Below are 20,219 nucleotides of genomic sequence, written 5' to 3'. Positions count from 1 at the left end.
AGACAGTCATAACTAACGACAGCCGATCACTAAATACTACTGAACGTGATTGTTTCGTACCGTTTAGACGGTGGAATAGAGTTGTTCGTTCGAAGCCACAGCGTCGCGAGACGGATCGACGCCCGGCCCGATCAGGAGAACAGCTTCTTGAGGCGGGCGACGAGGCCGCCGTCCGACGAGGATCGATCGGCGGACCGCGATCCGGCATCTGCGGTCGGCTCGTCGTCGGCGTCGTCGGAGGTCCCGGCGGCGGTCGTCTCCGTGGCAGCCGACTCGTCGGCGTCAGCGTCCGACTCGTCCTCGGCGCCGGCCGCTGTGCTCTCGCTGGACGCCGCAGCGGCGTCGCCATCGGCACGCTCGATCGCCTCGTCGATCAGCCCGTCGGGGTCGTTGACGCCGTCCTTGACCGACCCCTTGACGACGACCTCGCCCTCGAAGCGGTCGGTCGGGACCGAGGTGTCGGCGGCGATGATCACGGCGTCGGCCTCGGCGATCGCGTCGGCCGGGATCTCGTTTTCGGTCCCCATGGCGCCCTGGACCTCGACGTGGATCTCGTGACCTCGCTCCTCTGCGGTGGTTTCGAGGTTCTCGGCGGCCATCTGGCTGTGTGCGATACCGGTCGGACAGGCGGTAACTGCTACAAACTTCATGATTCTTGGGTAATAATACGGCGGACGTCCTCTTTAGTGCTTGCCGCGAGCGCCCGATCCGCGACCTCGCGGGCGTCGGCAGTGTCTGTCTCCTCGATCTGAGCTTTGACGTCCGGAATCGTCACGGCGCTCATGCTCAGCTCGTCGAGGCCGAGCCCGACGAGCAGTTCGGTCAGCTCGGGATTGCCGGCCATTTCGCCGCACATCCCGATCCAGGCGTCGTTGTCGTGGGCGGCCTCGACGGCCCGGTCGATCGCCCGCAGCACGGGCGGGTGGCGCGGGTCGTGGAGGTGGGCCACGGCGTCGTTCTCGCGCGCGGCGGCCATCACGTACTGGGCGAGATCGTTCGTCCCGATGCTGAGGAAATCGACGCGTGCGGCGAACTCGTCTGCCATCAGCGCGGCCGCGGGCGTCTCGACCATGACGCCGAGTTCGGGCACCGCGTAGTCGACGCCCTCGTCGTCGAGATCGCTCGCTATCTCGTCGATGCGTTCGAGCGCGGCGTCGAGCTCCTCGACGGCCGCGACGAGCGGGAACATCACCGACAGCGTGCCCGCGCCCTCGGCAGCGGCCCGGAGCAGCGCGCGCAGTTGCGTCTCGAACAGGTCGCCGTCGTCGCCCAGCGACCGCCGGATGCCGCGGTTGCCCAGGAACGGGTTCTCCTCCTCGGGTAGATCGAGGTAGGGAACCGGCTTGTCGCCGCCGACGTCGAGCGTCCGGACGACGACCCGGCCGTCGGGGAAGGCGTCGAGCGCCTCGGCGTACGTCTCGACCTGCTCCTCTTCGTCCGGCGGCGACTCCCGATCGAGGAAGAGGAACTCGGTCCGGTAGAGGCCGACGCCGTCGGCGCCCTGTGCGTCGGCGCCCTCCAGTTCGGCGGAGGTGCCGAGGTTGGCTGCGACCTCGACCTCGCGGCCGTCCGCGGTTTCGACGCGGTCGGCCCTGACGTCGACCTCGCGCGACGCCGAAACGCGCTCGCGCGTCTCCTCGTCGGGATCGACGATCACGGCGTCGTGTTCGGCGTCGACCGCCACGTCGGCGCCGTCCTCGATCTCCGCGAGGGCGTCGCCGACGCCGACGACCGCCGGGATGCCCAGCGAGCGCGCGAAGATCGCCGCGTGGGACGTGCGCCCGCCGGTCATCGTCGCGAAGCCGGCGCAGGCGTCGGGGTCGAGCTGGGCGGTGTCGCTGGGGGTGAGCCGCTCGGCCAGCAGCACGGTGCCCTCGGGCAGTTCCGCGAGGTCGATCCGCTCGCCGCCCGAGAGGATTCTGAGCAGTCGGTCGCGGATGTCGCGCATGTCGTCGGCGCGCTCGGCCATCATCCCCTCCATCCCCTCGAACTGCTCGATGGCGGCGTCGAACGACCGGGCGACGCCGGCTTCGGCCGCGGCGCCGTCGTCGATCGCGTCCTCGACGCCGTCGGTGATCTGGGGGTCGTCGAGGAACTGCAGGTGGGCGTCGAACACGGCGGCCTCCTCCTCGCCGACGCGTTCGGCGGTGCGCTCGCGCTCGGCTTCGAGTTCCTCGCGTGCTGTCGCGCGCGCCTCGTCGAACCGCTCGCGTTCGGTTTCGGGGTCCGCGGCGTCGACGTCCTCCGGGTCGGGGTGATCACCGGGGCGGTACCAGCGCACCGTCCCGAGTCCCGACAGCGGGGTGACGCCGACGCCGTCCAGGGTCTGGCTCATCTGCTCACTCCTCCGGCGTGGTGAGGACGTCTTCGAGCGCCTCGATCGCGGCCTCCTCGTCGGGACCCTCAGCGGTGAGCACGACGTCCTCGCCGGATTTGACGCCGAGGCCGGTGACCGCGAGCATGCTCGCGGCGTTGACCGGCTCGTCGCCGTTCGCGGCGACGGTGATCTCGCTGTCGTACTCGTTGGCCGTCTCGACGAACTTCGAGGCCGGGCGGGCGTGCAGGCCGTCCTCGGGGACGACCGTGACGGTGCGCTCGATCATTGTTCGACCGCCTCCAGCACGATATCCTGGACGCGCTCCTTGGAGTCGGCGTCGTGGAGATCGTCGCGCGTCTCCTCGTGCATCAGCGATCGGGAGAGCGAGCTGAGCATCTGGAGGTGTTCCTCGCCGCCCTCCTCGGGGACAAGCAGCATGAAGATCAGCGTCGCCGGCTCGTCGTCCATCGCGTCGAAGTCGATCCCCTCGGGGACGCGCGTGAACGCGATCGTCGGCGAGTTGACCGCCGCGCTCTTGGCGTGGGGGATGCCGATGCCCATGCCGACGCCCGTGGTGGCTTCCTCCTCGCGTTCGAGCAGGTCGTCGAGCGCCTGCTCGCGGTCGGCGACGCGGTCGGCCTCGACCGCGAGGTCGAGCAGGAATTCGATGACGCCGCGCTTGTCCGCGGGCGCCCCGTCGAGGGCGATCAGATCCGTCGTGAGTGGTGTGTGTTCCGAGTCGGAGTTCATACGTGTATAGTGGGTTTGAGGTGGTAAATACGACCGTGGTAAGCGGTCGAGTCGATCAGGCCGTCGCGCCGGCCTCCGGTTCGTCGGCGGTCGCTTCTTCGTGGTCGGGCTTGAGCAGGATGACTGCGCCGGCAGCCACGAGCGTGCCGATCACGATCGCCGCGACGAAGCCGAGGATGTTGTCCGCGAGCGGGAGCACGAAGATGCCGCCGTGGGGTGCGGGCATCGCAACGTCCAGGGCCATCGCGGTGCCGCCGGCGACTGCGCTTCCTGCCATGATGCTCGGGATCACGCGGAGCGGGTCCGAGGCGGCGTACGGAATCGCTCCTTCAGTGATAAACGAGAGCCCCATCGGCACTGCGGCGACGGCGTTTTCTTTCATCTCGGGTGCGAACTTGTGCGGCGCGATGAAGTTCGCCAGTCCAAGGCCGAGCGGTGGCACCATGCCGCCGATCATCACGGCGGCCATCGGACCGGTGACGCCCGCGCCGATCAGCCCGACGGCGAACACGTACGCGACCTTGTTGACCGGACCGCCCATGTCGAACGCCATCATCCCGCCGAGAATCACGCCGAGCAACACGGCGTTTGCTCCCTGCATTCCGGTGAGCGTCTCGGTGAGCGCCGAGTCGACGAGTGCGATCGGAACTCCCAGCACGAAGATGACGACGGGGGCCAAAAATGCCGTGAGGACAACCGGGATGATGAGCACCGGCATCATCGGCTTGACGAACGAGGGCACCGACCAGCCCTTCATCCAGTCGGCGGCGTAGCCGACGACCAGCCCGACGGCGATCGCCCCGAGGAAGCCGGCGACGCCCCCCTCGGAGTTGATCCCCAGAGTTTGACCGGCCTGGTTGATGATCTGTGGCTGTTGGATCGCGTACGAAAGGATAAACCCCGGTGCGAGGCCCGGTTTGTCAGCGATCGCGTACGCGATGTACGCCCCGAGGACCGGCACCATGATCGTGAGGCCGAGTCCGCCGATTTCAACGAAGTACCACGCCAGCGAACCGGACGCGAACGCGTCCGCGGTTTCGACGTTGCTCGCGACGAGGCCGAAGCGCGATTCCACGAGGAACGCCAGCGCGGTGAAGATCCCGCCGATCGTGACGAACGGGATCATGAAGGAGACCCCGGTCATGAGGTCCTCCTTTACCGAAGTGACGTGTGAACGCATCCTGTTTTCTGCCTGGTCTTTGGTTGCCATTGTCGCTCTGGAAGCTAGTACTTCTACATATGCAAAAGTATTTTCGGACGTGATTGTTTTCTACCGTTTTTCCCCGGGAGCGGCGCGGTATCGCTCACGGGAGTGAACAACGATTCCCGAGAGCAGCGTTCGGAGCCGTTCTACGGCACGAGCGGTAATATTTTCGATGCCGTGTGACGGCATCTCGTATCATGGTCTGCAGAATCAATCATCCTCTCGCTCGTTATTGGCACATTACCCCGATATACTGCCAGTACAAACGCCTCGATCGCGATCCATCGTATATTCCAATCACGTACGATCGAAAGAGGTGATAAACAGTTAATGCGGTGGGTCCCAACGTGTCGAACGAACGGACGACTCATGCTACCGGAAGCACGCCAGCGAAAGATCGTCGAGCTCGTCTCCGAGCGGGACGGCTGTTCGGTCGAGGAGCTCGCCGCCGAGATGGACTGTTCGAAGGCGACGATCCGCCGGGACCTCAACGAACTCGCGGATCGCCAGCTGATCGAGCGCTCCCACGGCGGCGCCGTGCCGGCGACCTCGGTCGGCCAGGAGCAGACCTATCGCCAGAAGGAGGTCCAGAACCTCGACGGCAAGGTCGCAATCGCGGAACGCGCGGTCGAGGAGGTCCACGACAACCAGGTCGTGTTCTTCGACGCCGGCTCGACGACGATGCAGGTCGCGAAGCAACTGCCCGCCAACGACACCGTGCTGGCGGTCACGAACTCCCCGCTGCAGGCGATGGAACTCGACGACGACGGCACCGAGGTGAAGCTCACGGGCGGCTCGCTGCGCCGCCCGACGCGCGCACTGGTCGGCCCGAGCGCAGAGCGATTCATGGAGCGGATGACGTTCGACGTGCTATTTTTAGGGACGAACGCGATCGCCGCCGACGGCGGGCTGATGACGCCCAACGAAGACGAGGCGCGGATCAAGGAGCTGATGATCGAGAAGTCCCACCGGGTCGTGCTGGTCGCCGACGGGTCGAAGATCGGCGAACAGAGCTTCATCAGCTTCGCGGACCTCGCCGACGTCGACGTGTTCGTCACCGACGCCGACGTCCCGACCGACCTCGCCGAACAGTTCGAGACCGACGACGTCACCCTGGCGGAGGTACGATGATCGTTACCGTGACGTTCAACCCGGCAGTCGACCACACGATTCAGGTCGACGCCATGCCGGCGTCGGGCGAGGTCGCGCGCACCGACGAGGCGAAGTTCGACGCCGGCGGCAAGGGGATCAACGTCTCGCAGTACCTGACCGGACTCGGCGCCGACACCGTCGCGACGGGGCTGGTCGGCGACTTCCTCGGCGAGTACATCCGAACCGAACTCGACGAGGCGTCGATCCCGGCCGACCTCGTCGAGATCGAGGGACACACCCGACTGAACACGACGATCCTCTCCGACGACGGCGAGTTCAAGATCAACCACGACGGGCCGGGCGTCGACGCCGGCGTCGTCGACGACGCGATCGACGCCATCGCTCGGCACGACCCGGAGATGGTGCTCGTCGCCGGCAGCCTGCCGCCGGGGCTGGGTACGGACGCCATCGATCGGATCGCGCGCGCCGGCGAGTGGGACGCCGTCGTCGACGTCGGCGGCGCGACGCTGCAGGAACTCGACGCCGAGTACGCGCTGTGCAAGCCCAACAGGGAGGAACTCGCCGCCGCCACCGACAGGCCGGTCGAGACCGTCGAACACTGTCTGGCCGCCGCGGACGCGCTCCGCGATCGGGGATTCGACCGCGTCGTCGCCTCGCTGGGCGGCGACGGCGCTCTGCTGGCGAGTCCGGACGCGCTCGTCCACGCCGCCGCGCTGGACGTCGACGTCGCCGACACGGTCGGCGCGGGCGACGCGATGCTGGCGGGCGTGCTCTCGGAACTCGTCGACGAGGAGGACGAGCGGGCGGCGCTGCGCCGCGGCGTCGCCGTCGCCTCGCGCGTCGTCGCGAACGCCGGAACGACGGTCCCCTCGTTCGCGGACCTGGACGACGCCGTCGCCCGGGTCGAACTGACCGATCGCTCCTCGGTGCGCGAGTGATCGGGCGTCGATTCGCCCGGAACGACCGCTTACTTCTCGAGCCGCTCTTCTAGTTCCTCGATCATCGCCGGCGAGCCGAAAAAGGTCGGGAGCCGCTGGTGGAGCCCGTCGGGCTCGACGTCGAGGATGCGCTCGTGGCCGGTCGAAGCCGCGCCGCCGGCCGACTCGACGACGTAGGCCACCGGGTTCGACTCGTACTGCAGTCGGAGCACGCCGTCGGGCCGCGAGTGCTGGGCCGGGTAGCCGACGATGCCGCCCTTCGCCAGCAGGTGCTGGACGTCGGCGACCATCGCGCCGGTGTACCGGAGCTTCGTGCGGTGGTACAGGTCGTCCGCGAACGCGGTGACGGGGTCGAACCACTCGTCGGGCCCGCCGGCGAATCCCCAGATCGCGTTCTCGCCGGCCAGCGTGACGGGCGAGGAGTCGACGATCTCCCCGTCCGCGAGCACGTACTCGGTGGCCTCGCCGTCGACCGCGACGGTCAGCGTCGTCGTCGGGCCGAACACCAGCACCATCCCCGCGAGCAGGTCCTCGCCGGTGGCCGGCAGGTCGGCGTCGTACACCGCCAGGATCGCCCCGACGGTCGTGTTCGACGCCAGATTCGAGGAGCCATCGAGCGGGTCGGTCGCCAAACTGAGCCCGCCGCCGACGTCGACGATCTCCTCGCGTTCCTCGCTGGCGAACGCGCCGACGCCGTCGATCGGCGTCAGCGCCTCGTAGAGCAACTCGTCGAGTTTCCTGTCGGCGAGCGACTGCTCGTCGCCGCTCGGATTCGTCCCGCCCTTCGCGCCGCGGTGGTCGGCCAGCGCCGCCCGCAGTTCGGGCGCGACCGCGACGACGGCATCGACGACCTCCTCGACGACGTCGCTCATCGCGTCTCCGCGCCGCACAGTTCGAGTTCGGATCGCTGTTCGCTCATGGGAGAAGCAACTTCGCGCGCTCACAAACAGTTTGGGGACGTGACCGTTTGCGTTCGGACGCCGCGGGAATGCTGGTCGTTCCGACACGACCGATCGGGATCGCCACGAGCGCTCGGCGACTACAGCAACAGCGAGATGATCGCCAGCACGAGGAAGATCAGCACGAACACGCGAGCGATATCCATCGAGACGCCCGCGACCCCGCGAGCGCCGACCGCCGCCGCGATGATCGCCAGCACGAAAAACAGGATCGCCCACTGCAGGAACTCCCCCGTGAGCTGGGCCGGAAGCGCCGCCGCCGTCAGGTCGAGGCTCACGCGCGATCACCCCCGTTTCGGGGACGCTGCGGTGTCCACGAGTCGAACCCTCGCCGGGGCGGATCGCGTGTCAGCGACATACTGGCAGGTTCGCCGAGAGCGGACTTTGTAACAGTCCGGTTATCGCCGGAAGCCCGGGCTTACCCCCTCGACGCCGCCGTGCCGTGAGCGAAACAGCGCTGGGGCGGTCGAGGCGCCGCTGTAAGGCGGGCGGAACGCCGCTCCGAAGCGGAACGAGCGGCGTCGAACGTGGTGAGATCGGCCGTCCTCGGGCCGCACTTCGAAGCCCTTATGCGCCGAACCGGACAAGATTCGGCCACTCGCTGGACGACACGGGCACCAGCGGGCACCTGCCGTACGCGCGACAGGACGGGATGTGGCCGGACTGCCGGCTGAACCACGCAACGCCCGTGGTGATAATCCATGGCACGAAGTTTCTATTCGCACATCAAGGACGCCTGGAAGGATCCGGGCGACGGACAGCTCGCAGAACTGCAGTGGCAGCGCAAGCAGGAGTGGCGCGACCAGGGCGCCATCGAGCGCGTCGAGCGCCCCACCCGCCTGGACAAGGCCCGCGAACTGGGCTACAAGGCAAAGCAGGGCGTCGTCGTCGCCCGCGTCAGCGTCCGCAAGGGCTCGGCGCGCAAGGTCCGGCACAAGGCCGGCCGCAGAACGAAGCGCCAGGGGGTCAACCGCATCACGCGGCGCAAGAACCTCCAGCGCATCGCCGAGGAGCGCGCCAGCCGCAAGTACCGCAACCTGCGCGTGCTGAACAGCTACTGGGTCGGCGAGGACGGCAGCCAGAAGTGGCACGAAGTCATCCTCATCGATCCGAACCACCCCGCGATCGAGAACGACGACGAACTCAACTGGATCTGCGACGACACCCATCAGGGTCGCGCGTTCCGCGGCAAGACCAGCGCCGGTCAGCGCGGCCGAGGTCAGCAGAACCGCGGCAAGGGGACCGAGCACACCAAGCCCTCGATCAACGGCGATCGCAACCGCGGCAAGTAGACGCCGCTTTCGCTTTTCAGTATTTTTCTCCGACCGAGAGCCTCAGCGCCGCCGTGTGACAGTCGTCAGAACCGCACGTCAGGGCTCGGTCGCCGCTTCGGGCACGCGCCAGTCCACGTCGATCAGTCCGTCGGCGTCGCCGCGCAGCCCCTCCCGGCTCACCACCTCGAACGTCTCGTTGCGGGCGTCGGGCGTGAACGGCGCGGCGACCATCAGGCGCGCGACGTCGGCCCGCGGAATCGATCCCGCGACGGTGTCGCCGCCCCGTCCGACGAGTACGTCGCCGGTCGCCCGGTCGTCGGTCAGACGCCCCGGCCTGACGATCGTGTACGTCAGTCCCGACGCCCGGAGCGCGTTCTCCGAGGCGTCTTTCGCGGCGAGCGTCGCTCGGATCGCCAGCCGGAAGGGCAACGGCATCCCCGGCGCCGAGTTTCCGACGCCGATCGCGCTCTCGTAGACGAACCGATCGACGCCCTCGGCGACGGCGGCCGTCAGCAGGTTCGCCACGCCGGTGCGGTCGACGAGGTCGCCGCCCAGCAGGTGACGCGGGCTCGGTCCCGTTCCGACCGCACAGAACACGGCGTCACAATCCTCGACCGCCCGGACCGCGTCGGCCGGCTCCAGCAGATCGCCGACGACCACCTCGTCGGCGCCGCGGCGCTTCAGTTCGAGTTCCGTTTCGGCCGAGCGCGTCATCGCGCGCACGAGGACGCCCGCGTTGCGCAGTTGTGTGAGAATCTCGCGGCCGGTGCCGCCGCTCGCGCCCGCGACGAGCGCACGCTCGATCGGTGCTGACATACGCCGCGTACCACGGCCGCCGGAATAAGCGTGGGCACGTGAGAACGGTTGGTCGGCAAACAGGTTCAAGCGTGATGACGACCAACGCCAGCCATGGGCACGGACGAACTACCGCCGGAGACGCGGATGGGACGGGTGACCCTCCGGGTGAACGACGTCGACCGACAGGCCGGGTTCTACCGGCGCGTCGTCGGCGTCCCGACGATCGATCGCGGAGACGAGCGAGCGACGCTTCGCGCAGGCGAAACGACGCTTCTCGAACTGATCGAGACGCCCGACGCACCGGAGCGACCGCGGACGGCGACGGGGCTGTTCCACGTCGCGATTCGGGTACCGGACCGGGACGCGCTCGCCGATGCACTGGCGCGCGTTCGCTCGAAGGGCAGTCTGGAGGGGGCCGCCGACCACGACGCCAGCGAGGCGCTCTACCTGACCGACCCCGAGGGCAACGGGATCGAACTGTACTGCGACCGGCCGCGCGAGGTGTGGCCTCGCGTCGACGACGGGCGGGTCGACATCGGCACCGCGCCGCTGGATCTGGCGTCGCTGTCGGGAGGCGACCCGGACGCCGCGCTGCCCGCTGGGACCGACGTGGGCCACGTCCACCTCGAAGTGTCGACGCTCGCGCCGTCGCGCTCGTTCTACGTCGACGCGCTGGGCCTCGGCGTCTCGGGGACGTACGACGACGGTGCGGCGTTTCTCGCGGCCGGCGACTACCACCACCACCTCGCGATCAACACCTGGAACGGCCGGACCGAGCCCGCCGGCGAGCACCGCGGGCTGGTTCGGTTCGAGGTGGTCGTTCCCGACGCCGACGCGCTGATGGCGACGCAGCGGCGTCTGGAGCGCCACAGCGTCGTCGCCGAACGCTGCGGCGAGACGCTCCGCGTCGAGGACCCCGACGGAATCGGCATTCGCGTGGTCACGGCGTAGATTCGGCCGCGACGGTGCGATCGGAGCTGAGCGACCGAGTTTCGGGCGCTACGGGACGGGTGGGCGCGGGGCGCTCACGATCGCCTCCCCCTTTTCCGATTGGCGCCGCTATCGGGTCGTATGAGCCAACAGACGACCGAGCAGATCACGGTGTTCGCCGACTACGTCTGCCCGTTCTGTTATCTCGGGCGGGAGTCACTCGATCAGTACCAGGCCGAACGCGACGAGGAACTGGAGATCGACTGGCACCCCTTCGACCTGCGGTCGGGCAAGCGCGGGCCCGACGGCGAGATCGACCACTCCGTCGACGACGGGAAAGACGAGTCGTACTTCGAGCAGGCGAAAGAGAACGTCCGCCGGCTTCAGGACGAGTACGACGTCGAGATGGAGTTAGAGCTCTCCAGAGAGATCGACTCGCTGAACGCGCAGGTGGCGTCGTACCACGTCAAACAGCACTACGACTACGATCAGTGGCTCGACTTCGACGAAGCCATCTACGCCGCGCTGTGGCAGGAGGGTCAGGACATCGGCGACCCGGACGTGCTGGCCGACCTGGCCGCCGAGGTCGACCTCGACGCCACGGAGATCCGCGACGCGATCGACGACGACGGGCTGCGCGAGGAACTCACCCAGCAGTTCAGCGTCGCCCAGCAGCAGGGCGTCACGGGCGTGCCGACGTTCGCCTACGAGGGGTACGCGGCCCGCGGCGCCGTCCCGCCCGAGCAGCTTCGGCGGCTGGTCGAAGGCGAGTAGCGGCGTCGACGCGAGGACGCCGAGTCAGAGGAACGCCTGTCCGCTGAGGACGAACAGCGCGGTCGAGATCAGCGCGAAGAGGCTGGCGACGAATAGCTTGAGGGTGTGGGTGTCGAGCCTCGCCGCGACGTGTGGCGCAAGCTGGCCGCCGATGACCGTCGCCGGCACGGTGAACACGACCATGTTCCACGGCGTCGACGCGAGGTTCATCGTGCCGTGGCCGACCAGCCCGCCGCCGAACACGTGGGTGAGCGACGCGACGATCGCGGTGGTTGCGACGACGATGTGGTTCGTGCCGATGGCGACCCGGACCGGGATCGACGAGGTGAGCATCGAGACGATGCCGATCTCGCCGATGCCGAAGCCGGCGACGCCCTGGAACACGCCGCCGAAACCGTAGGTTCCGAAGCGACGCAGGTAGCCCGATCGGTCGTAGCGATACTCGTTGCCCTCCTTGTCGACGCGCGTCACGTTCCCGTCGTCGACCGAGACGCCCGCGACGCCGAGCTTGTCGGCGTCGTCGGGGAGTACGCCCTCCGTACCGCCGTCGGCCGCCGCGGCGGGGGTGTCGGCGTCCTCGGCGCCGGGCTCCTCGTGGTCCAGATCGAGTCGGAACAGGAGGTAGGCCGAGGCGGTGAGGACGCCGCCCAGCAGCAGCTGGAACACCGGTTCGGGCAGGAAGAACGACAGGAGCGCGCCGCCGATCACCAGCGGCAGCGCGCCGGCGACGATCGCGAGCGAGAGCCGGCGATCGACCAGCCCGTAGGAGATAAACGCCAGCGCGGAACTGGAGAGGCCGAACGACTCACTGATCAGGCCGACTTTCACCAGCGTCTGGGAGGAAAGCGGCTCCGCGAACAGCGGGAAGATGAAGATCAGGAACGGGACGAACAGCGCGGCGCCGCTGATGCCGACCGTGTTCACGATAGTCGCGCCCAGCAGGAAAAACGGGAACAGCCACCAGAACTCGAGCCAGTAGCTCGCGCCGGCGTCGGCGGGCGTCGGGGCTGCGAAGAACACGAGGCCGACGAAGGCGACGGGTGCGAGGAACACCAGCACGTGTTGATACCGCAGGAATGCGGCGACGATTCGGTCGAACGACGACGATGGGAGTGTCACGGCCAGTGGCCATCTCTGAACGGATCGATCGGAAAAAAGGCGGCGCTCTTACCTGATTGTAATCATCTTCGGGTCGGAATGCGGAGCCCCCGCCGATCGCGCCGCGTATCAGGCGTAGCCGTCCGGCGCGAGTTCGGGCTTGGACACGTCGCCGAGCCCCTGAACGACCTCCATCGCGGTGACCAGGTCGGACTGCGAGATCGTCCCGACAACGTCCTCTCCATCCACGACGACGACGCGGTCGGTGCGCGACTCGGCGAACAGCTGCAGGGCGTCGAACGCGTCGGCGTCGATGTCGACCGTCGGCGGGTCGGCGCGCATCACGTCGGACACGCGGCTGGCGTCGCGCTCGGCCGGCGGGACCGACCGAACCTCGTCGAACGTCACCAGCCCGACCAGGCGCCCGCCGTCGACGACGGGGTAGCCCGTCGAGCGCTCGGCGACGAGCCGTTCGAGCAACGTCTGAACCGATTCGTCGGCGTCGACCGCCTCGCCCCGGTCCGAGAGCAGGTCGCGGACGGTGATGCCCCGGAACAGGTCACGGAGCGCCGTGGTGCGGGACTCGGCCGTCGCCGCGACGTAGACGAACATCGCGATCAGCACGAGCATCGGCGCGAAGCTGAGGATGCCGAGGATCGCCATCACGATGGCGAACCCCCGGCCGACCGCCGCGGCGGTCTGGGTCGCCGCGACGTACGGACGCGACCGGGCGAGCAGCGCCCGGAGGATCCGGCCCCCGTCCATCGGAAAGGCGGGCACCATGTTGAAAATCGCCAGCGAGACGTTGGCGACCGCCAGCCAGCCGACGACGAAGATCGCCAGCGGCGCCGACGCGGGAACGATCTGGAGGGCGGCACCGAAGCCGAGGGCCAGCAGCAGGCTGGTGACCGGTCCGGCGACGGCGATCCAGAACTCCACGTTCCAGTCCTCGGGGAGCTCGTCCATGTGGGCCATCCCGCCGAAGATCCACAGCGTGATCGACGCGATGCCGACCTCGAAGTAGCGGGCGGTCCAGGAGTGACCGAGTTCGTGGATCAGCACGCTGACGAACAGGCCGACGGCCGCCGCGCTTCCGAGCACCAGCGGCGTCTGCCCGGCTTCGATGGCGGCGTCGTCGATCCCGTGCGGCGAGAGCGCCTCGATCACGCCGGCGTAAACGCCGATCTGGTCGGGACGACTGAGCAGCCACGCCAGCGCCGGCAGGAACACAAGCAGCGTGACGTTGACCCGGATCGGGATCCCGGTCACCGATCCGATCGTGTAGTTGCGCATGCTACGACGGTTGGCGCGGTCGGCGGTTATAGCTGCCCATGGTGGTCCGAACCCCCGGCGGTTCCGTCGTTGAGGGCGTCAACCGTGCTGACCCACGCCAAGTCAAATCCCGATCGCTCGCGGTCGAATTCTCGGGTTTCTGTCACCACGACTAAATACCGTGCGAGAATACCCTACTGCATGAGTGATCTGGGCAAGATCGATCGCGACTTTTTCGACGAGTACGTGTACCCGAACCTCGGCGCCGAGCGCGACGACGTGACGCTCGGCCCGCAACACGGCGTCGACTTCGGCGTGGTCGATCTCGGTGAACAGGTCGCCGCGATGGCGACCGATCCGGTGTTCGTGATGCCGTCGCTGGGCTTCGAGCGGGCGGCGTGGTTCGCGATCCACATCCTGCTGAGCGACGTCGCCGTCTCCGGACTGGCGCCGACGCACCTCAGCGTCGACCTGAACATGCCCGCCGAGATCACCGACGAGCAGTTCGCGACGCTGTGGGAGACGTTCGACCGCGAGGCCACCGAGTTCGGCGTCAGCATCGTCACGGGCCACACCGGCCGGTACGCCGGCTGCAACTACCCGATGATCGGCGGCGGGACGGCGATCTCGGTCGGCGACGCCGAGGACCTGGTACGCCCCAACGGCGCGCGACCCGGCGACAAGGTCATCGTCACGAAGGGGCCCGCGATCGAGGCGACCGGCCTCATGTCGATCCAGTTCGAGTCGCTCATGCGCGGTGATCTCGACGACGGCGTCATCGCAGACGCGAAAGACCGGTTCTACGACATGAGCCCGATCAGGGACGCGCTGACCGCCGCGGCGGCCGGTCCCGTCAGCGCGATGCACGACGCGACCGAGGGCGGCGTCCACGGCGGCCTCTTCGAGATGGCCCGCGCCGCGGGCGTCGGCATCGAGATCGAGCGTGACCGCGTGCCGGTCCAGCCCGGCGTGCTGGAGGCCTGCGAGTACTTCGGCATCGACCCGTGGATCTCGATCAGCGAGGGGACGCTGCTGGCCGCCGTCGCGCCGGCGGGCGTCGACGACGTGCTGGCGGCCCTGGAGTCCGAGGGGATTCCCGCCGCCGAAGTCGGCGAGGTCACCGACGGCTCCGGCCTCACCGTCGACCGCGAGCCCGTCGATCACCCCGGTCGCGATCCGTTCTGGGGCGCCTTCGAGGAGTACATGGGGAAACTGCAGGCCGAGGAGTGAGTCCGGGTCAGCGCTCGTAGCTGACGTCCCGATCGGGGGAGTCGGCGGCCTCGTTCGGGAGGGTGTCGCGCTCGCCGGGCGCCGATTCGCTTTCAGTTTCCAGAAGCCGCTCGACGCGCCGCTCGAACTCGGCTTCGGTAAGCTCGCCGCGCGCGTAGCGTTCGCGGAGGATCGCGAGCGGTTCGTTCTCGTCGTGCTCCTCGACGTCCTCGGCGAACAGGGCCGCCGCGACCTGATCGCCGAAGAACATCAGTAGCGGCGTCACGAGGAACCAGCCGACGATCATCACGATCCCGGCAAGCGCCTCGATCCCCAGCGCGCCCGCGAGCATCATCAGCGGCAGCGTGGCGACGCCCACGACGAGCCACAGCTCCTCGGCGACGAACTCCTCCGTCCAGAACTGTTCGAGCAGTCGATCGAGGGCGCCCATTTGTGTTCATAATCGCCTCACGTGGACTTTACTGCCACGGTCCCCGGATCGGCCCGTGAGCCGGAGGAAGTCGCCGCACCGACTCCATCACCAATTTGTATTCTCCGATAATACTAACGCGTATGAGACGACCTGCACCCGACGAGCGGCCCGTCGCGCTGACGATCGCCGGCAGCGACTCGGGCGGCGGCGCGGGGATCCAGGCCGACCTGAAGACGATGGAAGCCAACGGCGTCTTCGGGACGAGCGCGATCACCGCCGCGACCGCCCAGAACACGACCGGCGTGTACGGCTCGCACGTTCTTCCCATCGAAGAGATCGAGGCCCAGATCGACGCCGTCGTCGAGGACTTCGACGTCGGGGCGATCAAGACCGGAATGTTGGCGACCGCCCCGGTGATCGACCTCGTCGCGGAGAACGTGGCAGCGAACGACGCGCCGGCGGTCGTCGATCCGGTGATGGTCGCGACCTCTGGCGATCGATTGCTCGACGCCGACGCCGAGGACGCCTACGAGACGCTGATCGCCGAGAGCGCCGTCGTGACGCCGAACGCCGACGAGGCGGCAGTGCTGACCGGCAGGTCCCTCGAAACGATCGCGGACGCACGGACGGCCGGCGAGGCGCTCGTGGAACTGGGCGCCGACGCCGCGCTCGTCAAGGGCGGCCACCTCGACGCGGAGGGCGACGCCGTCGTCGACGTACTGGTCACCGCCGACGGCGCCGAGCGCTTCGAGCACCCGCGGATCGACACCGACGCGACCCACGGCTCGGGCTGCACGCTCTCCAGCGCGATCGCCGCCCGGCTGGCACGAGGCGAGCCGCTCCGGGACGCCGTCGCCGGCGGCGTTCGGTTCATGGAGCGGGCGGTCCGGTACCACTACGACGTCGGCGAGGGCCCGGGCGCCGTCAACCACGGCGCCGCCCGTCAGGAACTGGCCGACCGCGCCGAGACTTCCGAGGCGATCGAGTCAGTCCTCGACCGGCTCGCGGCCGCCGACGCGCGGGCGCTGGCGGGCGGCGGCGGACTCGAACTCGTCGGCGCGACGCCGTACGCGGAACGGCCTGCAGAAGTGGCCGCCATTGAGGGCGGCGTCGGCGCGGCGCAGTCCGGACTGCGGGCGAACCGCGGCGTCCGCTTCGACGTCGCGCCGCGACCGACCGACGTGTTGCTCGGCGCGCGCGAGGTCGATCCCGAGGTGCGGTTCGCGGCGACCGTTCGGACGGCGGGCGCCGACGCCGCGGTGAACTCTCTGGACTGGACGACGGCCAGGTACAGTTCGCCGGCAGACCGAGCGGAGGGCGGCGATCAGCTGCGCGACGCGGTCGAAGACGCACTGGCTGCGGCCGACGAGACGCCGTGCGCGCTCGTCGACGAGCGCGACCGTTCGGTCACCGTACTGTCTATCGATCACGACCGACTCGTCGATCGAACGCTCGCGCTGGCCGAGGAGATCGAGCGCCGCGACTGATCGCGGTCGACAACCGAACGTCGTCTAAAAAAGCGTCGCGAGCCGCGCCGTCAGTTTTCGTCGTCGTCGTCGCGGTTCTCGGGGTCGGACTGGACGAACGAGAACATGTCGTTGTCCGACTCGTCCTCCTCGTCGGCGTCCGCGGGTTCGTCGGTTTCGTCGGCCGACTCGTCGTCTTCGGCGTCGGTCGACTCGTCGCCGGCGTCCTCGGATGCGCCGATCGTTATCGAGTCAGATCCGTCGTCGCCGGATTCCTGATCGGCGAGCGGGTCCGGCGTGTCGTCGGCGGCGTCGTCCGCGAGCGGGTCGGGCGCCGCGTCGTCGGCTGCATCGTCCGCGAGCGGATCCGGCGCCGCGTCGTCAGCGGTGTCGTCCGCGAGCGGGTCGGGCGAGGTTTCGTCGGTCGTGTCGTCGGCGAGCGCGTCCTCGACCTGTTCGTCCGAGGTCGTCGTGTCGTCTGCGGAACTGCCGAGCGGCCCCTCGTCGTCGAACATCTCGTCGGGATCGACGCTGTCGTCGGCCGCAGCGGCCGCGGCGGCAGTCGAATCGGACTCGCTCGACGACTCGGCGTCGCTCGCGGGCGATCCGCCGAGTGCGGTCGCATCGGGCTGGTCCTCGTCGGGCGCGCTCGTGACCGCCTGTTCGTCCTGCTCCGTGCGGTTGAGCGTCGCGGGACCGGAGTCGCCGGCGTCGACCGGCGCTGCGTCGGCGTCGCTCGAACCGGCGTCCGCGGCGTCGGCGTCCGCCTTCAGCGCATCGGCGTCCAGCGTATCGTCGTCCTCGGCGTCACCGAGCGGATCGTCCTCGTCGGCCGGACCGCTCGGAGCGGCGTCGTGTGACGGCGACGCCGCGTCGGTTGTCGACGAGTCGCCGTCGTCCGCGTCGTTCGCGAGCGGGTCGTCGAAGCCGGTCGCTGTGTCGGCGGATTCGTCGGCAGCGTCAGTCGTCGGGCCGTCGTCGACCGGCAGGCCACCGGTATCGTCAGTCTGGTCGCGCACGTCCGCGGCGAGTTCTTCGGCCGACGGGAGCGCGCTATCCTGTTCGTCGGGGAGCTCCGAGGAGCCGGACTCGCGGTTGGCGTCGGTGTCGAACCGATCGAGCGCCTCGGAGAGCTGGGAGGCCTGGTTGGCCAGATCGGAGGCCGACCGGGAGACCTCGGTGAGTGCGGTGGTCTGTTCCTCGGCGGCGGCGGCGACGTTCTCGGCTTCGGCGGTGGTCTCCTCGCTGATCGTGGCGGCCTCGTCGACCATCGCGACGACCTGCTGGGTCGAGGCGGCCTGCTGTTCGGTCGCCGCGCTGATCTCCTGAACGCCGGTGTTGGTCTCCTGAGCGTAGCCGGCGATCTCTTCGAGCGCGTCGGCGGCCTCGCGCACCGAGTCGGTGTGCTGGGAGACCTCGTTGGAGGTCTTGCGGACCTCCTCGGCGGTGGTGTCGGTCTGGGCCTTGATCTGTTCGAGCCGATCCTCGATGTCCTCTGCGGCGTCTTTGGTGTCGGCGGCCAGTTCCTTGACCTCCTCGGCGACGACGGCGAACCCTTCGCCGGACTCGCCGGAGCGGGAGGCCTCGATGTTGGCGTTGAGCGCGAGCATGTTGGTCTGCTCGGCGACCTCGGTGATGAACTCCAGCAGGTCGTCGATCTGGGCGACTTCCTCCTGCAGCTGTTCGATCTCGGCGACGGCCTCCTCGCTCTCGGCCTCGATCGAGTTCATCCCCTCGATCGCCTGCTGGGCGGCCTCACGACCTTCCCGCCCGGTGTTCGCGGTCTGCTCGGCGATGTCGGCGACCTCGTTCGACGAGGAGGCGATCTCCTCGATCGTCGTCGAGAGGCCGGACATCTCCTGGCTGACCGACTGGAGCGAGTCGTTCTGGCGCTCGGCGCCGTCCGAAATCTCCTGAATCGACTCGGTCACCTGCTCGCTGGCCGAGCGCACCTCCTCGCTGGAGGCGGTCACTTGCTCGCTGGCGGTCGCGACCTCCGCGGCGAAGTTCTTGAGCTGCTCGGTGGTCGCCTCGATCTCGCCGAGCATCTCGTTGAACGTGCGACCGATCTGGGCCATGGACTCGTTCTCGCTCTCGGGGTCCATTCTGGCCGTGAGGTCGCCGTCCGCTGCCTCGTCCATGACCGTCTGGTAGTCGTCGGCCTTGGCTTCGAGGTGTTCGTTCATCTGCTCGGTCTCGGCGCGGGCCTGTTCGGCCTCCTCGCGGGCCTGCTGGGCCTCGCGAATCTGTTCGCGCAAGGCGTCGCGCATGTTCGCGAACCCGTCGTACAGCCGGCCGATGTTGTCGATGCGCTGGGTCTCGAAGTCGACGTCGAGGTTGCCCGACTCCATCTCCTCGGTCTTCGAGGTGAGCCGGTCGATCGCCACCGCGGTGTTCCGACCGAGCAAGGCGCCGAGGAGCCCGATCAGCAGTACGCCGCCGATCGTCGCGCCGACGCCGTACTGCCGGACCGAGGAGACGAATCCGAACGCCTCGCTCGTCGGCGTGTGGACCAACACGTACCAGTCCTTCCCGGACGTCCGGAGGTCGTCAGACGTCGCGGCGATGCCGACGATGTGGTTTTCCTCGAGGATGCCGGCCGTCGACTGAGACCGCAGCGAGACGGACTCCGAGTCGTCCTCGATATCCATCGCGGCCTGGAACGCATCGCTACTCGTCGGGTACGACTCCCCGACCAGGCTGCCGGCGTTCTGGTCGTGCATGACGACTTCCCCGTCAGCGTTGACGACGGTGCTGAAACTGCTGTCGTAGGAGGCGCTCGAAAGGAGCGTCTCGCCGACCAGATTCGCGTTGTACGACATCACGACGAGGAGGCCGTCCTGGTTCTGGACGGGTTTGACGAAGGAGATGATCTGATTGCCGTCAGAGCCGGTGTCGTACTGAGACTCGTAGGCGCCGGTGATGTTGACGCCTCTGGTGTCGAACTGGGGATCGTTGAGCCACGGGTAGTTATCCGGTGACAGCGTTTCGCCCCGGTGTACGCCGCTCGAGGAGTTGCGGACGTACCCCGTGTCACGCTCGACGACGTGAATCGAGGTCAGATACGTCGTTTGGCCCGTCTGTTGGCCCGTATAGTCGGTGAGGTAGGCGTTGACGTCGGCAGTACCGGAGGTCCCCGCGGAGAGGATATCCTGTCGCGAGAGAACGCTGATACTGTTGACCTTATCGTTTTGCCATTTGTAGACGTTGTCGGCGCCGGCCAGCGCCGTCGTCTCGTGGTCGCTACCGACGCTCTGTTCGATGTCTTCGGAGATCAGGGCGGTCGCCACGCCGCCGATGAGACCGATCGAGAGTCCGATTATGATCACGACGATGGCGAACTTCGCCGCGTAACTCCGGCGGATCCTATTAGGAACCAGCCGCTTTAGAGGATCGAGCATACAGCAACTGCAATCCCTGAAGTAATATAAATTCATGCATTGGTAAACGATCGAACAGTACACGGGAGGAAGATTCCGTAGAAGTATCCAAGTATAATGTGAGCTAATTATACGCGCAACAACGTGGTACGCCAGTGAAGCCGCCGTTCGAGCCGTATCGGGACGCCGACGAGTAGCGACCGATCCCTCGGGCCGAGCTGGTGCCGCCGGCGAGGGAGCGGCCGGTCGGATGCAGACGACCGGCCGCGTCCGGACGAGCGGGCGCCCCGCGGTCGGCGATCAG

19 protein-coding genes are annotated in these 20,219 nt (G+C 68.1%); 7 read left to right on the top strand and 12 right to left on the bottom strand.

The annotated features are described in order from the left end of the window. Positions 1–131: 131 nt before the first annotated feature. From NO931_RS17525 to NO931_RS17505, 5 genes are read right to left on the bottom strand one after another with little or no spacing between them, the layout of a single operon-like run. Positions 132–650, bottom strand: coding sequence for a PTS fructose transporter subunit IIB (locus NO931_RS17525; RefSeq protein WP_256393655.1), 519 nt, complete (start codon positions 648–650; stop codon positions 132–134). Further along, a complete protein-coding gene (gene ptsP, locus NO931_RS17520; RefSeq protein WP_256393654.1) occupies positions 647–2,335 on the bottom strand; it encodes a phosphoenolpyruvate--protein phosphotransferase in 1,689 nt (562 codons plus the stop codon). Before ptsP ends, NO931_RS17525 begins: the two co-directional genes overlap by 4 nt. A 4-nt stretch (positions 2,336–2,339) precedes the next feature. Further along, a complete protein-coding gene (ptsH1, locus tag NO931_RS17515) occupies positions 2,340–2,600 on the bottom strand; it encodes a phosphocarrier protein HPr (protein ID WP_256393762.1) in 261 nt (86 codons plus the stop codon). Next, positions 2,600–3,067, bottom strand: coding sequence for a PTS sugar transporter subunit IIA (locus tag NO931_RS17510; RefSeq protein WP_256393653.1), 468 nt, complete (start codon positions 3,065–3,067; stop codon positions 2,600–2,602). The genes ptsH1 and NO931_RS17510 overlap by 1 nt, the downstream gene beginning before the upstream one ends. A 55-nt stretch (positions 3,068–3,122) precedes the next feature. Then, a complete protein-coding gene (locus NO931_RS17505; protein ID WP_256393652.1) occupies positions 3,123–4,277 on the bottom strand; it encodes a PTS fructose transporter subunit IIC in 1,155 nt (384 codons plus the stop codon). Between the two features lie 363 nt (positions 4,278–4,640). Here NO931_RS17505 and glpR point away from each other — a divergent pair, with 363 nt between their 5' ends. Both glpR and pfkB read left to right on the top strand, forming a co-directional pair. Then, on the top strand, positions 4,641–5,402 hold the full coding sequence (glpR, locus tag NO931_RS17500) for an HTH-type transcriptional regulator GlpR (RefSeq protein WP_256393651.1): 762 nt from the start codon (positions 4,641–4,643) through the stop codon (positions 5,400–5,402). Beyond that, the gene (gene pfkB / locus NO931_RS17495) at positions 5,399–6,322 is read left to right on the top strand and encodes a 1-phosphofructokinase (RefSeq protein WP_256393650.1); all 924 of its coding nucleotides are present in this window, start codon (positions 5,399–5,401) and stop codon (positions 6,320–6,322) included. The genes glpR and pfkB overlap by 4 nt, the downstream gene beginning before the upstream one ends. Positions 6,323–6,351: 29 nt before the next feature. Here the strand turns inward: pfkB and NO931_RS17490 are convergent, their stop codons facing one another. Both NO931_RS17490 and NO931_RS17485 read right to left on the bottom strand, forming a co-directional pair. Further along, complete coding sequence (locus NO931_RS17490) at positions 6,352–7,194, bottom strand: class 1 fructose-bisphosphatase (RefSeq protein WP_256393649.1); 843 nt, start codon at positions 7,192–7,194, stop codon at positions 6,352–6,354. A 167-nt stretch (positions 7,195–7,361) separates the two neighbouring features. Then, positions 7,362–7,547, bottom strand: coding sequence for a DUF1328 family protein (locus NO931_RS17485; protein ID WP_259371622.1), 186 nt, complete (start codon positions 7,545–7,547; stop codon positions 7,362–7,364). A gap of 435 nt (positions 7,548–7,982) precedes the next feature. Here NO931_RS17485 and NO931_RS17480 point away from each other — a divergent pair, with 435 nt between their 5' ends. After that, a complete protein-coding gene (locus NO931_RS17480; RefSeq protein ID WP_256393647.1) occupies positions 7,983–8,573 on the top strand; it encodes a 50S ribosomal protein L15e in 591 nt (196 codons plus the stop codon). A gap of 78 nt (positions 8,574–8,651) precedes the next feature. On the opposite strand, the gene NO931_RS17475 is transcribed toward NO931_RS17480, so the two are convergent. Next, a complete protein-coding gene (locus NO931_RS17475) occupies positions 8,652–9,371 on the bottom strand; it encodes an SDR family oxidoreductase (protein WP_256393646.1) in 720 nt (239 codons plus the stop codon). A 93-nt stretch (positions 9,372–9,464) separates the two neighbouring features. Between NO931_RS17475 and NO931_RS17470 the strand changes: the two genes are divergently transcribed. Both NO931_RS17470 and NO931_RS17465 read left to right on the top strand, forming a co-directional pair. Next, on the top strand, positions 9,465–10,304 hold the full coding sequence (locus tag NO931_RS17470; RefSeq protein ID WP_256393645.1) for a VOC family protein: 840 nt from the start codon (positions 9,465–9,467) through the stop codon (positions 10,302–10,304). 120 nt (positions 10,305–10,424) lie between these two features. After that, a complete protein-coding gene (locus tag NO931_RS17465; RefSeq protein WP_256393644.1) occupies positions 10,425–11,057 on the top strand; it encodes a DsbA family oxidoreductase in 633 nt (210 codons plus the stop codon). Between the two features lie 24 nt (positions 11,058–11,081). On the opposite strand, the gene NO931_RS17460 is transcribed toward NO931_RS17465, so the two are convergent. Both NO931_RS17460 and NO931_RS17455 read right to left on the bottom strand, forming a co-directional pair. Next, positions 11,082–12,176: a sulfite exporter TauE/SafE family protein gene (locus NO931_RS17460; protein WP_256393643.1), complete on the bottom strand. Its 1,095-nt coding sequence runs from the start codon at positions 12,174–12,176 to the stop codon at positions 11,082–11,084. Positions 12,177–12,284: 108 nt separating this feature from the next. Then, positions 12,285–13,448 (bottom strand): site-2 protease family protein, encoded by a 1,164-nt coding sequence (locus NO931_RS17455; RefSeq protein ID WP_256393642.1) that lies wholly within the window; start codon positions 13,446–13,448, stop codon positions 12,285–12,287. Between the two features lie 180 nt (positions 13,449–13,628). On the opposite strand from NO931_RS17455, the gene NO931_RS17450 reads away from it, so the two are divergent. Further along, positions 13,629–14,657, top strand: coding sequence for an AIR synthase family protein (locus tag NO931_RS17450; RefSeq protein ID WP_256393641.1), 1,029 nt, complete (start codon positions 13,629–13,631; stop codon positions 14,655–14,657). A gap of 7 nt (positions 14,658–14,664) precedes the next feature. Here NO931_RS17450 and NO931_RS17445 read toward each other — a convergent pair whose 3' ends face one another. Continuing rightward, on the bottom strand, positions 14,665–15,087 hold the full coding sequence (locus NO931_RS17445; protein WP_256393640.1) for an SHOCT domain-containing protein: 423 nt from the start codon (positions 15,085–15,087) through the stop codon (positions 14,665–14,667). A gap of 122 nt (positions 15,088–15,209) precedes the next feature. On the opposite strand from NO931_RS17445, the gene thiD reads away from it, so the two are divergent. Next, a complete protein-coding gene (gene thiD, locus NO931_RS17440) occupies positions 15,210–16,556 on the top strand; it encodes a bifunctional hydroxymethylpyrimidine kinase/phosphomethylpyrimidine kinase (RefSeq protein WP_256393639.1) in 1,347 nt (448 codons plus the stop codon). 50 nt (positions 16,557–16,606) lie between these two features. Here thiD and NO931_RS17435 read toward each other — a convergent pair whose 3' ends face one another. Next, positions 16,607–19,936: a methyl-accepting chemotaxis protein gene (locus NO931_RS17435; RefSeq protein ID WP_256393638.1), complete on the bottom strand. Its 3,330-nt coding sequence runs from the start codon at positions 19,934–19,936 to the stop codon at positions 16,607–16,609. Positions 19,937–20,219 lie beyond the last annotated feature (283 nt).

It is taken from the genome of Natronoarchaeum rubrum (assembly GCF_024494695.1).
The sequence above is the reverse complement of the archived record's forward strand: the minus strand, read 5'-3'. Positions and strand labels throughout refer to the sequence as shown.

What these genes read in the sequence shown, in the direction of transcription:
- NO931_RS17525 (WP_256393655.1), bottom strand. Translation starts at nt 650, where the DNA reads ATGAAGTTTGTAGCAGTTACCGCCTGTCCGACCGGTATCGCACACAGC.
- ptsP (WP_256393654.1), bottom strand. Translation starts at nt 2,335, where the DNA reads ATGAGCCAGACCCTGGACGGCGTCGGCGTCACCCCGCTGTCGGGACTC.
- NO931_RS17510 (WP_256393653.1), bottom strand. Translation starts at nt 3,067, where the DNA reads ATGAACTCCGACTCGGAACACACACCACTCACGACGGATCTGATCGCC.
- NO931_RS17505 (WP_256393652.1), bottom strand. Translation starts at nt 4,277, where the DNA reads ATGGCAACCAAAGACCAGGCAGAAAACAGGATGCGTTCACACGTCACT.
- glpR (WP_256393651.1), top strand. Translation starts at nt 4,641, where the DNA reads ATGCTACCGGAAGCACGCCAGCGAAAGATCGTCGAGCTCGTCTCCGAG.
- pfkB (WP_256393650.1), top strand. Translation starts at nt 5,399, where the DNA reads ATGATCGTTACCGTGACGTTCAACCCGGCAGTCGACCACACGATTCAG.
- NO931_RS17490 (WP_256393649.1), bottom strand. Translation starts at nt 7,194, where the DNA reads ATGAGCGACGTCGTCGAGGAGGTCGTCGATGCCGTCGTCGCGGTCGCG.
- NO931_RS17480 (WP_256393647.1), top strand. Translation starts at nt 7,983, where the DNA reads ATGGCACGAAGTTTCTATTCGCACATCAAGGACGCCTGGAAGGATCCG.
- NO931_RS17475 (WP_256393646.1), bottom strand. Translation starts at nt 9,371, where the DNA reads ATGTCAGCACCGATCGAGCGTGCGCTCGTCGCGGGCGCGAGCGGCGGC.
- NO931_RS17470 (WP_256393645.1), top strand. Translation starts at nt 9,465, where the DNA reads ATGGGCACGGACGAACTACCGCCGGAGACGCGGATGGGACGGGTGACC.
- NO931_RS17465 (WP_256393644.1), top strand. Translation starts at nt 10,425, where the DNA reads ATGAGCCAACAGACGACCGAGCAGATCACGGTGTTCGCCGACTACGTC.
- NO931_RS17455 (WP_256393642.1), bottom strand. Translation starts at nt 13,448, where the DNA reads ATGCGCAACTACACGATCGGATCGGTGACCGGGATCCCGATCCGGGTC.
- NO931_RS17450 (WP_256393641.1), top strand. Translation starts at nt 13,629, where the DNA reads ATGAGTGATCTGGGCAAGATCGATCGCGACTTTTTCGACGAGTACGTG.
- NO931_RS17445 (WP_256393640.1), bottom strand. Translation starts at nt 15,087, where the DNA reads ATGGGCGCCCTCGATCGACTGCTCGAACAGTTCTGGACGGAGGAGTTC.
- thiD (WP_256393639.1), top strand. Translation starts at nt 15,210, where the DNA reads ATGAGACGACCTGCACCCGACGAGCGGCCCGTCGCGCTGACGATCGCC.
- NO931_RS17435 (WP_256393638.1), bottom strand. Translation starts at nt 19,936, where the DNA reads ATGCTCGATCCTCTAAAGCGGCTGGTTCCTAATAGGATCCGCCGGAGT.